We start from the raw sequence: 14392 nt of genomic DNA, 5'->3' as shown, positions 1-14392 counted from the left end.
GCCGGACGGTCCGTGTGCGCACATGGTCGGGAACGAGGATGGGGCATGTCTGAGACGACGACCAGGGGTTCCTCCGGACGGGAGCGGTCCGGGCCGGCCGCGTTGGTCGAGCCGGAACTCCGCCAGCTGCTGGCCGGGCTCACGGCGGTACGGGACGGCGACTTCGGCACCCGTCTGCCGGACGAGGCCGACGGGCTGATGGGCGAGATCTCCCGGGTGTTCAACGGGATGGTCGACCAGCTCTCCCTGTTCACCTCCGAAGTGACGCGGGTGGCGCGCGAGGTCGGCACGGAGGGGACGCTCGGCGGGCAGGCCGCCGTGCCCGGCGTCTCCGGCACCTGGGCCGATCTGACGGACTCGGTCAACGCGATGGCCGGCAACCTCACCACCCAGGTCCGCGACATCGCCCACGTGGCGACGGCCGTCGCCAAGGGAGATCTCTCCCAGAAGATCGACGTGGACGCGCGCGGCGAGATCCTGGAGCTGAAGAACACCATCAACACGATGGTGGACCAGCTCTCGGCCTTCGCCGACGAGGTCACGCGCATGGCCCGTGACGTGGGCACCGAGGGCATCCTCGGAGGACAGGCCGACGTGAAGGGCGTCTCCGGCACCTGGCGCGATCTGACCGACTCCGTCAACTCGATGGCGGGGAACCTCACCGCCCAGGTCCGGGCGATCGCCCACGTCGCCACCGCCGTCGCGGGCGGCGACCTGTCGAAGAAGGTCGGCGTGGACGCCCGGGGCGAGATCCTGGAGCTGAAGACGACCATCAACACGATGGTCGACCAGCTGTCCTCGTTCGCGGCCGAGGTGACCCGGGTCGCCCGCGAGGTCGGAACGGAGGGGCGGCTCGGCGGCCAGGCCAGGGTGCCGAACGTGGCCGGGACCTGGAAGGACCTCACCGACAACGTCAACTCCATGGCGAACAACCTGACCGGACAGGTCCGGAACATCGCCCAGGTCACGACCGCCGTCGCCAACGGCGACCTGTCGAAGAAGATCGACGTGGACGCCCGGGGCGAGATCCTGGAGCTGAAGACGACCATCAACACGATGGTCGACCAGCTGTCCTCGTTCGCGGCCGAGGTGACCCGGGTGGCCCGCGAGGTCGGCAGCGAGGGCCGGCTCGGCGGCCAGGCCGAGGTCGAGGGGGTCTCCGGCACCTGGAAGCGGCTGACCGAGAACGTCAACGAGCTGGCGGGCAACCTCACCCGCCAGGTTCGCGCCATCGCCGAGGTCGCGAGCGCCGTCGCCGAGGGCGACCTCACCCGCTCGATCACCGTCGAGGCGTCGGGCGAGGTGGCCGAGCTCAAGGACAACATCAACGCCATGGTGGGCTCGCTGCGCGAGACGACGCGGGCCAACCAGGAGCAGGACTGGCTCAAGTCCAGTCTGGCCCGGATGTCGGCGCTGACGCAGGGCCACCGCGACCTGGCCGTCGTCGCCGAACTCGTCATGGACGAGCTGACCCCGCTCGTGGGCGCCCAGTACGGCGCGTTCTACCTCGCCGAGGAGGGGGCCGCCGGCGTCGAGCTGGGCCTCGTCGGCTTCTACGGACGCCCCGCGGGCGACCAGGGCCGGGTCCGCTTCCGGCTGGGCGAGTCGCTCGTCGGGCAGGCCGCCCGCAGCCGCCGTACGATCTCCGCCGAGAACGTCCCGTCGGAGTACGTCAGGATCTCCTCGGGTCTCGGCAGCACGTCCCGGGGCAGCCTCGTGGTGCTGCCGGTCGTCGTCGAGGAGCAGGTGCTCGGCGTCATCGAGCTGATGTCGTTCAGCCCCTTCACCTCCGTGCACCGGGACTTCCTGGAACAGCTCATGGAGACTGTCGGCGTCAACCTGAGCACCATCGTCGCCAACGCCCGCACCGACGAACTCCTCGACGAGTCGCAGCGGTTGGCCGGTGAACTCCGCTCGCGCACCGAGGAGCTCCAGGTGCGGCAGGAGGAGCTCCAGCGCTCCAACGCCGAGCTGGAGGAGAAGGCGGCCCTGCTCGCCACGCAGAACCGCGACATCGAGGCCAAGAACCTCCAGATCGAGCAGGCCCGGCAGGAGCTGGAGGACCGCGCCCAGCAGCTCGACCTGGCCTCCACGTACAAGTCGGAGTTCCTGGCCAACATGAGCCACGAACTGCGCACCCCGCTCAACAGCCTGCTGATCCTGGCCCAGTTGCTGGCCCAGAACCCGACCCGCAACCTCACGGCCAAGCAGGTCGAGTACGCCGGCATCATCCACTCGGCCGGATCCGACCTGCTCCAGCTGATCAACGACATCCTCGACCTCTCCAAGGTGGAGGCCGGGAAGATGGACCTCAACCCGGAGCGCGTGCCGCTGCGCAGGCTCCTCGACTACGTCGAGGCCACGTTCCGCCCCCTCACCTCGCAGAAGAGCCTCGCCTTCACGGTCTCCACGGCCGCCGGCGTCCCCGTCGACCTCGTCACCGATGACGCACGGCTCCGGCAGGTGCTGCGCAACCTGCTGTCGAACGCGGTCAAGTTCACCGAGCACGGCAGCGTCGAGCTGCGCATCGAACCGGCGTCGGACGACGAGCTGCCCGTGTCCGTGCACCGCGGCGGCCCCGTCGTCGCCTTCCGTGTCGCCGACACCGGCATCGGCATCGCCCCCGAGAACCTGGAGGCCATCTTCGGCGCCTTCCAGCAGGCCGACGGGACGACCAACCGCAAGTACGGCGGCACCGGCCTGGGCCTCTCCATCAGCCGCGAGATCGCCCGTCTCCTCGGCGCCGCCCTCACCGTCACGAGCGTCCCGGGCGAGGGCAGCACCTTCACCCTCTACCTCCCCGTCGCCCGCACCGACTTCGCCGAGCAGCCCGCCCCCGCCGCCTTGCCGACGGACTCCCCGGCAGGGCCCGCCATCCCGGCCCCCGCCCGGGGCGGCGCGCTCGCGCCGCACGGCGGCGCGGCCGCCCGGCCGCCCCGGCGCCTCCTCGTGATCGAGGAGCGCCCGCGCGGGCTCCTCGCCGTCGTCGCCGAGAACGCGGTCGGCCAGTTCTCGGCCGACGGCGGGCAGACGGGCCGTTCGGACATCGAACTGGTCGCGGTCGTCGGCCCCCAGGAGGCCGCCGCCGCGCTCGCCGCCCAGCCGTTCCACTGCGTCGTGCTCGACGTCGACATGGCGGACGGCGACGCCCTGCGCTTCCTGGACGCCATGAACGGGGACGAGGCGCTGCGCACCGTCCCCGTCCTCGCCCACAACAACCGCCGGCTCCCCGCCGACGAGGAGGGCGCCCTCCAGGACCTCGCCCGCCGCCGACCGCTGGAACTCCTCTCCAGCCTCGACGAGTTGCGCGAGCGGATCGCCCTGCACCTGTCCGCGGAGCAGCCCGGCGACGTCGTGCCCCTGGTGCGCGGCGACCACGGGGTGCCCGCGCCCCAGGCCGTCGACAGCACCCTGAGCGGCAGGACCGTCCTCGCCGTCGACGACGACGCCCGCAACCTGTACGCCCTCAGCGGCATCCTGGAGCTGCACGGCATCACGGTGCTGCACGCCGAGAACGGGCGGAAGGGCATCGAGACGCTGCTGGCGAACCCGGCCGTCTCCCTCGTCCTGATGGACGTGATGATGCCGGAGATGGACGGCTACACCGCGACCGCGCGGATCAGGGAGCTGCCCCAGTACGCGGACCTGCCCGTGATCGCCGTCACCGCGAAGGCCATGCCGGGCGACCGGGAGAAGAGCCTCGCGTCGGGGGCCAGCGACTACGTCACCAAGCCCGTCGACTCCGACGAACTCATCGCCTGCGTCAGCCGCTGGCTCGACGGAGGGACGGCCTCGTGACCACTCCCCCGCCCCCCGGCGACGACGTCCCGGACACCGCGGCCGTCGACGGCCGGCTGGCCGCCACGGTGGAACGGCTGCGCGGCGAGGTGCGCGCCGCGCACGCGGCGGCCGAGGGCCGCGCCCTGATCGAACTCGCCAAGGGGGTCATCGTCGAGCGCCTGGGCTGCGGCCCGGCCCAGGCGGCCCGCCAGCTCGCGGAGCTCGCCGACCGGGCCGGAGTGTCCCGCCTGGAGCTCGCCGCGGACGTCATCAACCAGGCGGCCCGTGACCGGATGGCCGAGGCGACGGACGCGTTCGTGAGAACGGCCGTCGGCGAGCCCTCGCCCACTGCGGCCGCCCCGGTCACCGCGGCCACCGCGGACGCCTCGGTCACCGCGGCCACCACGGACGCCTCGGCCACCGCGGCCACCACGGACGCCTCGGCCACCCCGGCCACCGCCGCCGCCTCGGTCGCCGTGCGGCTGCGCACGGCGGAGAGCGCGGCGCTCAGCGCCGGCGACACCCAGGCCGTCGCCGAGTCCCTGCTCCGGCACGCCCTCGAACCGCTGGGCGCCGTCGCCGTCGCGATCTGGACCACGGGTCCTGACACCTCGCTGAGCCTGCGCGGCCACGCCGGCTTCGGCCTCGACGAGGCGGCCCGCTGGCACTACGTGCCGCCGGGCGTGACCACCGCGGCCCGCCAGGCGCTCATCGGACGCCGAACCGTCCGCCACGCCTCCCTGGCGGCCTCGGGCATCCCCTCCATCGGCCGCGGGCGCCATCCCGACGGCGGCAGGGTCGTCGTCCCCGCCGGGACCGGCGGCCGCATCCACGGCGTCCTGGAGATCTGCTGGGCCCGCCCGCTCGACCCCCTGCCGCAGGTCGTGGAGCGCCAGATCGAGGCCCTCGCCGAGCTCTGCGCCCACACCCTGGAGACCCTGCCCGAGGCGTCCCCCGGGGGCTTCCTCGTCCCCGACGGCCTCCCGGTCCCCGGCGGGGAGGGGGAGACGGCGCTGGCCGAACTCTCGGACGGGCTCTACGACCCGGCCCTCGTCCTGACCCCCCACCTGGACGAGGCGGGGAAACTCGTCGACTTCCGCATCCGGCACGCCAACGCGCACTTCCAGGATCCGGCCGGACGGCCCCGCGGCTCCGTCGACGGAGCCCTGCTCCTGGAGGCGTACCCGGCGACGGCGGGCGGCAGCGAACTCTTCGAACGGATCGAGCGGGTCTACGCCACGGGGGAGCCGTTCCGCGCCCGCCGGGTCCGGCTCACGGCCCTGGTGGACCAGGTGCCGCTCGCCTCGCTCGCCGACATCAGCATCAGCCGGTACGGCGCGAGCGTCCTGTTCATCTGGCGCGTCGAGGACGAGTCGGCGCGCCTCGCCAGCCTCCTCCAGCACGCCCAGCGCCTCGGCCGGGTCGGTGCCTTCGAGGAGGACCTCGTCACCGGTGACATCACCTGGCACAGCCGGCTGTACGAGCTCTTCGGCCGCGGGGCGACGGAGCCGCCGGTCGCCCTGCGCGACCTCGCCGGCCACGTCCACCCCGACGACGCCGGCACCGTCCACCGCTTCCTCCAGAAGGTGCTGCACCAGCGACAGGTGGGCTCCGCCGCCTTCCGCATGCTGCGCCACGACGGCGTCACCCGGCACATCCGGGTGACCGCCGAACCCGCCCCGGGCGACGACGGCGCTCTCCAGACCGTTCGGGGCGCGTACCAGGACATCTCGGCACAGCACTGGACCGAGGTCGCCCTCACGGCCACCCGCGACCGGCTGGCGGCGACGGAGGAGGCGGCCGAGGAACGCAACCGGCTCACCCTCCAGCTCCAACACGCGATCATGCCGCCGGCCATGCCGCCGCTGGACGCGCCGGGACTCGACGTGGCCGTGCGCTACCGGCCCGCGGAGTCCGGGTCCCTGGTCGGCGGCGACTGGTACGACGCGGTCGTGCTGCCGTCCAAGAAGGTGCTCCTGTGCGTCGGGGACGTCGCCGGCCACGGCGTGGAGGCCGCCACCGGCATGGTGGTGCTGCGCAACGCCCTCCGCGGCCTGGCCGTCACGGGCGCGGGCCCGGGGCAGCTGCTGTCCTGGCTCAACAGCGTCGCCCACCACCTCACCGCCCACCTGACGGCCACCGCCGTCTGCGGCGTCTACGACCCGGAGAGCCGTACGCTGCGCTGGGCCCGCGCGGGACACCTCCCGCCGGTGCTGGTGCGCGGGGAGGAGGCGCTCGACCTGCCGCTCCTGGGCGGGGTGCTGCTGGGAGCCCTCGCGGAGACCGAGTACGAGGAGACGGAGCTGCGGCTCGAACCCGGCGACACGGTGCTGATGTACACCGACGGGCTCGTCGAGCGGCGCGACACCGCCGTCCACGATTCCGTGGCCCAGCTGCTCACCGTCGCCCGGCAGCCGTCCGACAGCCTCGAACACCTGCTGGACCAGCTGCTCGCGCGCAGCAAGTCGGACACGGACGACGACACGTGCGTGGTCGGTGTCCAGGTGTTCTGACCCCGTCCCCACCCCGAGACCGGCCCCTCCCCCACGAAAGCAGGAGACATGTCCGAGCGTGAACCGAACCTTGATGTCGACGTCGAGATCCGCGACGGCCGCACCGCGGTGCTGACCGTGGCGGGCGAGCTGGACATGGAGACGGCCGGCCGGCTCCAGGAGCTGTTGACGGAGCAGTTCGGCCAGGGGCGGCGCCGCCTCGTGCTGGACCTGTCCGCCCTCGAGTTCATGGACTCCTCGGGGCTGAACGTCCTGATCCAGGCGGTCAACAAGGCGCGGGAGAGCGACGGCGACCTGTACCTCGCCGCGCCGACCCCGGCCGTGCGCCGCATCCTGGAGATCACCGGCGTGGTGACGACCATCCCGCCGCACGAAGCCGTGGCGGACGCGCTGGCCGCGGCCGGCGGCACGAGATAGCGGACGGACGGCACGGTCCCGTGCACAGGGGCCGGGCGCAGGGAAGAGGAAGCGGAAGAGGAAGAGGAAGACCGTGCGCGAGATCGCCGAGATCGAGCAGGCGCTCCGCCGGGCGGCTCCCCACCGGCTCGTGGGAGTCGTCGAGGACGCCCTCAGGGACCACGGGGTGCTGCGGGTGGAGCTCCGCATGGCCGACTACGGCCTGCGGACGCTCCAGCTCGTCGGGCACGTTCCCGGGGCGGACCCTTCGACGCCGATCCACGACAGTCCCCAGGGGCGCGCCTTCGGCGCCCAGGAGCCTTACGTGGCCCGGGAGTCCGGGGCGCTCCGGATCCATCTGCCCGTCACGGTCCGCGGGGACCGGCTGGGGGTGCTGACGGCCGAGCTGCCCCCGCGGGCCGACGTCGGGCAGCTGCTGCCGGGGCTCGCCCAGCTCTGCGAGGCGCTCGGCCACGAGATCCTGGTGGCGGAGCGCGACACGGACCTGTACGTCCTGGCGCGGCGCGCGACCCGGCTCACGCTCGCGGCGGAGATGCAGTGGCAGCTGCTGCCCGGCCGCTCCTGCGCCCGTCCCGAGTTCGCCCTGGCCGCCCATCTGGAGCCCGCCTACGCCATCTTCGGCGACAACTACGACTGGTCGGTCTCGGACGGCCGGCTGACGCTGACGGTCACCAACGGCATGGGAGAGGGCATCGAGGCCGCCCTGCTGACGAACCTCGCGATCAACGCGCTCCGCAACGCCCGCCGGGCCGGCCTCCCCCTGGCGGACCAGGCCGCGCTGGCGGACCAGGCCGTGTACGCCCAGTACCGGGGCGAGTCCTTCGTGTCGGTGCTGCTGCTCTGCTTCGACCTGACCACGGGCCAGGTGGAGGCGGTGGACGCCGGTTCGCCCCGGCTGTGGCGGCAGCGGGGACAGGAGGTGGAGGCCGTCGGCTTCGACGCGCAGCTGCCCCTCGGCATGTTCGAGGACACCGTGTACGTACCGGAGCGGTTCTCGGTGCGGCCGGGCGACCGGCTGCTGTTCGGGAGCGACGGCGTGTACGCGGCCGTCTCGCCGGCCGGGGAGAGCTACGGGGACCGGGCGCTGGCCCGTGCGCTGCGGGGGACGAGACTGCTGCCGCCCACGCACGTGCCGCAGGCGGTGCTCCGGGAGCTCGCCGTCCACCACGGCGGCAGCCCGCTGGAGGACGACGCCCTGGTCGTCTGTCTCGACTGGCACGGCACCGCGTCAACAGTTGCCACATAACAACTGTATCCTTGGGGCAACACCCGGGCGGTGCCCGGAAGAACGCGTCGAGGACGACCAGAGGTGGCAATGAGGACATGGGGTGTGCGCCCGGCCGGCGCCGGCGCCGCGCGGGGGTCAGGCCGAACTGACGTCCTTCAGCGGAGTGCGGGCGCGTGACGAGGCGGCCGCTCCGCCCCTTCCCACCGCGTCGTGGAACCCGGTGAGCCCCCGCAGCAGCGCCTTGCGGCTCGTCGGCGGCATGTCCGCGATGACCGCGAGCAGGGCCTCCTCGCGCTGGGCCCTGAGGTCCCGCAGGTACGCCTTGCCGTGCGCGGTCAGGTGCAGCTCCAGCTGCCGGCGGCTCACGGGGCTGGGCAGCCGCTGCACGAAGCCCAGCGCCTCCAGCCGGTCGCACATGCGGCTCACCGAGGGCGGGGCGGAGCCGAGCAGCTCCCCCAGGGTGCGCAGGCTGATCCCCTCCTCGCGGTCCAGGCTGTACAGCACGCGCAGCTGACTCGCCGAGACGGGTGTCGACGACACCATGTCCCGGCCGCGCTCCCACAGCACCTCCAGCAGCTCGATGAGCTCCCGGGCGGACTCGGCCGTCCGCTGCGGCTCCCGTGGCGGCGGGGCGGGGTTGCTCGTCATGCCTGCCGACCCTCCTCGGACGTCCGGGGCCGGGGACAGCGGCCTTGCGACGGACCGGTCATCTCCACATCTCTCCAGAAGGCGGTACGGATCCGGTGGATCGACACGTGACAGTGGAAGGCGCACTGCGCGGGGCGGCACCACACCTCCTCCTGGACTCCCTCCGTACCAGTCTCGCGCGGCTGTACGCCGCGACCTCCGCCGATCTGCTGCTCGTCGACTACGGATGCACGGCCCTGCGCCCCGTGGAGCCCGTCCAGGGCCCTGCCGGGACGTCGCACACGCCCGTGGACGCGGGCCCCGCCGGCCGCGTCTTCCGCACCCAGCAACCATATCTTTTCCGTGATGTCGGGCCCACGGCGACCGTTTACCTGCCCGTCACGGTCCGCGGCGAACGGTTCGGCGTCCTGGTCGTCGTCCTGCCCGCCGAGCGCTCCGCGCCGGAGACCACCGCGAGCCTCGCCCGGGTCGCCGAGACCCTCGGGCACGCCCTGCGCGTCGCCGACCGCCACACCGACCTGTACCGCCGCACCCGCAGGACGCACGCCCTCAGCATCGCGGGGGAAATGCAGTGGGACACCCTGCCCGGCCGGGCCTGCGCCGGACCCGCCTTCGACCTCCACGCCCACTGGGAACCCGCCTACGCCTCCGGGGGGCACCTCCTCGACTGGAGCGCCACCGAGCGGGAGCTCGTGATCGTCGTCGCCGACGGCGCCGGTCCCGGCACCCCGGCCGCCCTGGCGAGCACCCTCGCCCTGATGGCGATCCGCAACGCCCGGCGGGCCGGGCTCGACCTGGTGGCCCAGGCCAGCCTCACCGACCAGGCGCTCTACGGGCAGTACCGCGGCCGGCACCCGCTCTCCGCCCTGCTGCTCCGGATCGACCTGGCCACCGGCGAGGCCGAGGTGGTGGACGCCGGGTCGCCGACGCTCTGGCGCCTGCGCCCCACCGGGACCGAGCGCATCGACCTGGACCGCCAACTGCCCCTGGGCATGTTCGAGGACACCGTCTACGCCCCCCCAGCACCTGCGCCTCCTGCACGGCGACCGGCTGGTCTTCGTCGCCCACGGCGCCGGGGAGCCGACGGCCGGCGGCGGGGACGAGGCACCGGACGGTCCCGTCGCCCGCGTCCTCACCCGGGTACGCCACCGGAAGGGCGCGGACGTCCCCCGGGCCGTCGTACGGGCGCTGCGTGACGCCCGCCGCGACGCGTCGGCCCCCGTCCTCGTACTCTGTCTCGACTGGCGCGGCCACGGGGCCGAGACGCCGGACGGGGGACGGCACGGGGGAACCGGGCCGGCATCCCCCTGACGTGCTGCCCGCGGGGTGAGCCTCGGGGGTGCGGTGTGAGAACCATGAAGAGGGGAAAGGCGGGTACGAGGAGCCCAGCCACCGGCCCAGGACGAGGGGAGTGCCAGCGCCATGACGGACGCGATCACCGCGGAGCGCGCGGTCCCGGAGCCCCTGCTGTCCGCGGCCGTCGTCTACGGCGACGGTTCCCGGGGCGGGGCGATCGCGTCGGCGCGTGCCTTCACGGCCGAATTCCTCGCGGCCGCCCCGGCCGTGCTGCCCGGACCGGTCGGCAACGAGCGCGTCGAGCTCGCGCAGCTGGTGGTCAGCGAACTGGTCACCAACGCGATCCGGCACACGGCCGGCCCCTGCCGGCTCCTGCTCGAACTGGGCCGCGACGTCCTGGACATCTCGGTCTTCGACCAGGAGGCCGCCGCTCCCGTACCCCGCGGGCACGACCCCCGCCGCATCGGCCAGCACGGCGTCGAGATCGTCGTCGCCGTCTGCGAGAGCCTGACCGTGGAGCCCGCCCCGGCGGGGAAGCAGGTCCGCGCCCGCCTCTCCCTGCTCTGATCCTCGGAGGGCCGCTTCCGGTGAAGCACCTGTGCCGGAACCGTGGGGATCGTGCGGGGCCGGGCGGTACACGTACCGGAAGAGGAGGGCTCACTTGATGCGCGGAGCCCCCTGCGCAAGGGTGGACGGACGAGCTGTCGTCGAGTGGGAAGGTGGCGGGCCAGGACACGCGGGCCACGCTTATGACTGTTTTCGAGGACGAGTCCAGCCGCTCCCGGGAGACCGCGGAAGCGAGGAACCCCTGGTGGCACGGTGCGCCACACCCTGCGGTGGTGGCCGACCGCGAGGGCGGCGTCGTGGAGTTCAACGCCGCCGCGGCCGACCTCTTCCCGCGACTGGGGGTCGGCAGGGGGCTGGACGAAGCCGTCCCGCGATGGCTCGCCGACGCCCACCGGCGGCTGGCCCGCCCGGCGCGCGCACCCGCCGCGGCGGCCCCCGCCGGGGCGGGACCCACGCCGCTGCGCGGCAGACACGACGGCAGGCTCCTGAGGGCCCACCCCACCGAGTCCGGCCACGGCGACGTGGCTTGGTGGCTGATCGACGACACCGACCTGACGGCCGCGCAGGACGCCCTGCGCACCGAACGGGAGCGCCACGCGATCCTGGCCGAGGCCTCCACCCAGCTGCTGGCCTCGCTCAACCCCGACCGCTGCCTGGAGAAGGCGGCCCTGCTCGCCGCCGACCACCTCGGCGACGCGGCCCTCGTGGTCTCCCCGCCCGGGATGCGGAACCGCTCCACCGTGGTCACCGCCATGGCCGGGGGCTTCGAGCGGACGCAGCTCACCCTGGACCCGGCCGTCGTGCCCGGTCTCGCCGAGGCGCTCCGGGGTTTCCCGCCGGTGCCCGCCCGCTGGATCGACCCGGCCGAACTGCCGCCCTGGGCCGTGCCCGAGGGCTTCGGGGGGACTCCCGGGTCCGTCGCCATCACCCCGCTGCCCGGCCACGGCGTGCCCGCGGGCGCCCTGGTCCTGCTGCGGCGCGGCGGACAGCGGGCCTTCGACGCCTCCGAGGAGCACTTCGCCCGGCTGTTCGCCGCCCGGGCGGGCGCCGCCCTCTCGGCCGCGCGGCTCTACGCGGAGCAGGCCCGCGTCACCCGCGCGCTGATCGCCGAACTCCTCCCGCCCCGGCTCCACCACGTCGACGGCGTCGACTTCGCCGGCGGCTACCGCACGTCCCGGGACACCGAGCGGATCGGCGGCGACTTCTACGACGTGCACCATGGCACCGACGACGGCCGCGACACGCTCGCCGTCCTGGGCGACGTGTGCGGCAAGGGGCTGGACGCCGCCGTGCTCACGGGCCGGATCCGCAGCACCGTGCAGGCCCTGCTGCCCCTCGCCGGCGACCACCAGGACGTCCTGCGGCTGCTCAACGGCGCCCTGCTGACCGCCCGGCACACCCGCTTCGCCACCCTGGTCCTGGCCTCGGTGCGGCGCACGGGCGGCCGGGTGCGGCTCCGGCTCACCAGCGCCGGCCACCCCCGCCCGCTCGTCCTGCGGGCCACGGGAGAGGTGGAGGAGGCCGACACCGGCGGGACCCTGGTGGGCGCCCTCCCCGTCGTCACCAGCCGGTCCGCGACCGTGGACCTCTCCCCCGGCGAGACCTGTCTGCTCTACACGGACGGGATCACGGAGGCCCGGGGCGGGCCGCTCGGCCCCGCCATGTTCGGCGAGGACCGGCTGCGCTCCGCGCTCTCCGAGTGCGTGGGGCTCCCGGCCGAGGCCGTCGTCGAGCGCGTGCAGACGCTCGCCGGGGACTGGGTGGGCGACGGCCCTCACGACGACATGGCGGTCGTCGCCATCACCGCGCCGCACACCACCCATCTGTCCGCGGTGAACGGCCACACCCGGGGCAGGTACACCGTATGAGCACGCGGACCACCACCCCGGCCGCCGTCCTCGCCGCCACCCGCCGACGGCAGTAGGCGGCCCTGGAGACGAGGGACGAACCGGCCGCCACCGCCGCCGTCCACGGCGCCCACGACGCCGGAGCCCCCGCCGATGACCTCCTCCTCGACGTGATCGGCCCCGTCCAGGCCGGAATCGGCGCGAAAGGGGCCGCCGGCCGCATCGGCCTCGCCCAGGAGCACGCCGCCACCGCCATCCGGGACCGGGCCGTCGCGGCCCTCGCCCACCGCACGGCGGGCGCGGCCGGGCCCCGGCCGGAGACCGGGGAGACGCCCCGGCACGTCACCGTCGCCCGCGTCGACGGCGAGTGGCACGCCCTACCCGCCCGGCTCCTCGCCGAAGCCCCGCGCGGCCGCGGCTTCCTCGGCGCCTCCCGCTACGCCGACGACCCCGAGCTGTTCACCGGCTTCGTCACCTGGACCGCCGGGATCGTCCGGGCCCGCGGTGTGCCGGGCGGCGCCCTGGTCGCCGCCCTCGACCTGCTCGCCGACGCGCAACGCGACTTCCCCCGCACGCCGGCGCACGTCGCCGCCGGGCGCCGCGCCCTCCTCCCCGTACCCGACTCGCCCGCCCCGGGGCCCCGCTCGTGACCACCCCCGACACCCCCGACCACACCTTCGGCGTCGAGGCCGGCGCCGCGCCCGACGGAACCTTGTACGTGGCGCTCGCCGGCGACCTGGCCTGGGACAGCGCCGACGAACTGCTGGACGCGGTCCGGGCCCGCCTCGCCCCGGGGAACGCCCCGACGGACCTCCGCGTCGACTGCGCCCGGCTCACCCTCTGCGACTCGACGGGCCTCTCCGCCCTGCTGGCCCTTCACCGGCTCGCCGGGGCCGCGGGCGTCCCGCTGCACCTCGATCTGAGACCGCCCTTCCTCGACCGGCTGCTCCTCCTCACCGGCACCTACGAGCACCTGACAGGCCGGTCCGAGACCGCGGGACCCGACGGCGACGTCCTGAGCGGCACGGCGGAGGGCTCCCGTCCCGCCGATCCCTGACGGACCTTCACGGCCTTCACCGAATCGCGACACCATCGACGCATCCACCACGACGGCACGAGGTGTAACAGGGACGGGAGGGGACAAGCGGACACCGCAGTCGCTCCCTGACAGCCCCTCAGCCGGAGGCCCTCATGCCCCAGTCCCCCGTCGCACCGCTCCCCGCACCGCGCGGCCTCGTCCAGCCGATGGCCATGGACCTGTTCACCGCGGACGCGGCGGTCCGGATCGGCACCACGGTCGGCTACGACTCCCGCGACCCCCATGCCCTGAGCATCGCCTTCCACCTCCTCGACGAGGACCCGGTGGTGTGGCGCGTCGACCGCGACATGATCCTCGCCGGATCGCTCGGCCCCACCGGCGACGGCGAGGTCCGGATCCGTCCCACCCCCGACGGCGGGCTCCTGCTCCGGCTCGGGCCGGCGGCACAGTGCGCCGTCGTCCGCTGCGAGCAGGAGGCGATCGGCCGCTTCGTGCGCGAGACCTTCGCCCTGGTACCGCACGGCACGGAGGAACGCCACATCGACTGGGGTCCGCTGCTCGCGTCCCTGGGGCGCTGAAGTGCGGCGGAAGCGGTTCCCTCAGCCGGAACGGCCGCGGTCGGCCGGACGGAAACAGGCCGTGACGTCCTTGCCCCGCGGGCAGAGACGGGTCCGCACGTCGTCGGCGAGGGCGTCGACCAGGAACAGTCCGCGGCCGCCCGGCGCGCCGTCGTCCGGGCTGCGCTGCTCGGGCACCCGCGGGGAGGCGTCGTGCACGGTGACGTGCAGGCACTCCTCGTCCCAGGTGAGGATCAGCTGCGCGTCGCTGCGGGCGTGCACATGGGCGTTGGTGACGAGTTCGGAGACCGCCAGCACGACGGAGTCCGCCACGCCGGGGGCGGTACGGTCCCAGCCGAGCGCCGCCAGGTGCTCGCGCGTCCAGTCGCGGGCCGTCTTCACGCTGCTGCCCATCGGCAGTGAACGTGCCCAGCCGACGGCCCTCATCGAGGGGTCCCGTGTCATGTCTCTCCTCCTCAGGGTCGGTCAGGCTTACCGTC

12 protein-coding genes are annotated in these 14392 nt (G+C 74.1%); 10 read left to right on the top strand and 2 right to left on the bottom strand.

Annotated elements, in window-relative coordinates; translation table 11 throughout:
- The first annotated feature begins 45 nt into the window (after positions 1 to 45).
- The 4 genes from ACZ7G1_RS12545 to ACZ7G1_RS12530 all read left to right on the top strand — a co-directional run bounded on the left by ACZ7G1_RS12545 (position 46) and on the right by ACZ7G1_RS12530 (position 7956).
- The gene (locus ACZ7G1_RS12545) at positions 46 to 3798 is read left to right on the top strand and encodes a HAMP domain-containing protein (RefSeq protein ID WP_470871625.1); all 3753 of its coding nucleotides are present in this window, start codon (positions 46 to 48) and stop codon (positions 3796 to 3798) included.
- Complete coding sequence (locus ACZ7G1_RS12540) at positions 3795 to 6293, top strand: SpoIIE family protein phosphatase (RefSeq protein WP_470871627.1); 2499 nt, start codon at positions 3795 to 3797, stop codon at positions 6291 to 6293. The genes ACZ7G1_RS12545 and ACZ7G1_RS12540 overlap by 4 nt, the downstream gene beginning before the upstream one ends.
- 48 nt (positions 6294 to 6341) lie before the next feature.
- Positions 6342 to 6710, top strand: coding sequence for an STAS domain-containing protein (locus ACZ7G1_RS12535; RefSeq protein WP_470871629.1), 369 nt, complete (start codon positions 6342 to 6344; stop codon positions 6708 to 6710).
- A 73-nt stretch (positions 6711 to 6783) separates the two neighbouring features.
- The gene (locus tag ACZ7G1_RS12530; RefSeq protein ID WP_470871630.1) at positions 6784 to 7956 is read left to right on the top strand and encodes a PP2C family protein-serine/threonine phosphatase; all 1173 of its coding nucleotides are present in this window, start codon (positions 6784 to 6786) and stop codon (positions 7954 to 7956) included.
- Between the two features lie 117 nt (positions 7957 to 8073).
- On the opposite strand, the gene ACZ7G1_RS12525 is transcribed toward ACZ7G1_RS12530, so the two are convergent.
- Positions 8074 to 8586 carry a MarR family winged helix-turn-helix transcriptional regulator gene (locus tag ACZ7G1_RS12525; RefSeq protein ID WP_470871632.1) on the bottom strand — a complete coding sequence of 171 codons (513 nt, stop codon included), beginning with the start codon at positions 8584 to 8586 and terminating at the stop codon, positions 8074 to 8076.
- A 107-nt stretch (positions 8587 to 8693) separates the two neighbouring features.
- Here ACZ7G1_RS12525 and ACZ7G1_RS12520 point away from each other — a divergent pair, with 107 nt between their 5' ends.
- From ACZ7G1_RS12520 to ACZ7G1_RS12495, 6 genes are all read left to right on the top strand, one after another.
- On the top strand, positions 8694 to 9782 hold the full coding sequence (locus ACZ7G1_RS12520) for a PP2C family protein-serine/threonine phosphatase (protein WP_470871633.1): 1089 nt from the start codon (positions 8694 to 8696) through the stop codon (positions 9780 to 9782).
- A 226-nt stretch (positions 9783 to 10008) separates the two neighbouring features.
- Positions 10009 to 10449: an ATP-binding protein gene (locus ACZ7G1_RS12515; RefSeq protein ID WP_470871635.1), complete on the top strand. Its 441-nt coding sequence runs from the start codon at positions 10009 to 10011 to the stop codon at positions 10447 to 10449.
- Between the two features lie 182 nt (positions 10450 to 10631).
- Entirely contained in the window at positions 10632 to 12317 is a 1686-nt protein-coding gene (locus tag ACZ7G1_RS12510; protein ID WP_470871637.1) for a PP2C family protein-serine/threonine phosphatase, read from the top strand.
- Between the two features lie 62 nt (positions 12318 to 12379).
- Complete coding sequence (locus ACZ7G1_RS12505) at positions 12380 to 12946, top strand: B12-binding domain-containing protein (RefSeq protein WP_470871990.1); 567 nt, start codon at positions 12380 to 12382, stop codon at positions 12944 to 12946.
- Positions 12943 to 13353 carry an STAS domain-containing protein gene (locus ACZ7G1_RS12500; RefSeq protein WP_470871639.1) on the top strand — a complete coding sequence of 137 codons (411 nt, stop codon included), beginning with the start codon at positions 12943 to 12945 and terminating at the stop codon, positions 13351 to 13353. Before ACZ7G1_RS12505 ends, ACZ7G1_RS12500 begins: the two co-directional genes overlap by 4 nt.
- A gap of 134 nt (positions 13354 to 13487) precedes the next feature.
- On the top strand, positions 13488 to 13913 hold the full coding sequence (locus ACZ7G1_RS12495) for an SsgA family sporulation/cell division regulator (protein WP_470871640.1): 426 nt from the start codon (positions 13488 to 13490) through the stop codon (positions 13911 to 13913).
- Between the two features lie 21 nt (positions 13914 to 13934).
- Here the strand turns inward: ACZ7G1_RS12495 and ACZ7G1_RS12490 are convergent, their stop codons facing one another.
- On the bottom strand, positions 13935 to 14357 hold the full coding sequence (locus tag ACZ7G1_RS12490; protein WP_470871642.1) for an ATP-binding protein: 423 nt from the start codon (positions 14355 to 14357) through the stop codon (positions 13935 to 13937).
- Positions 14358 to 14392 lie beyond the last annotated feature (35 nt).

Source organism: Streptomyces sp. NPDC037273 (assembly GCF_055603625.1).
The sequence above is the reverse complement of the archived record's forward strand: the minus strand, read 5'-3'. Positions and strand labels throughout refer to the sequence as shown.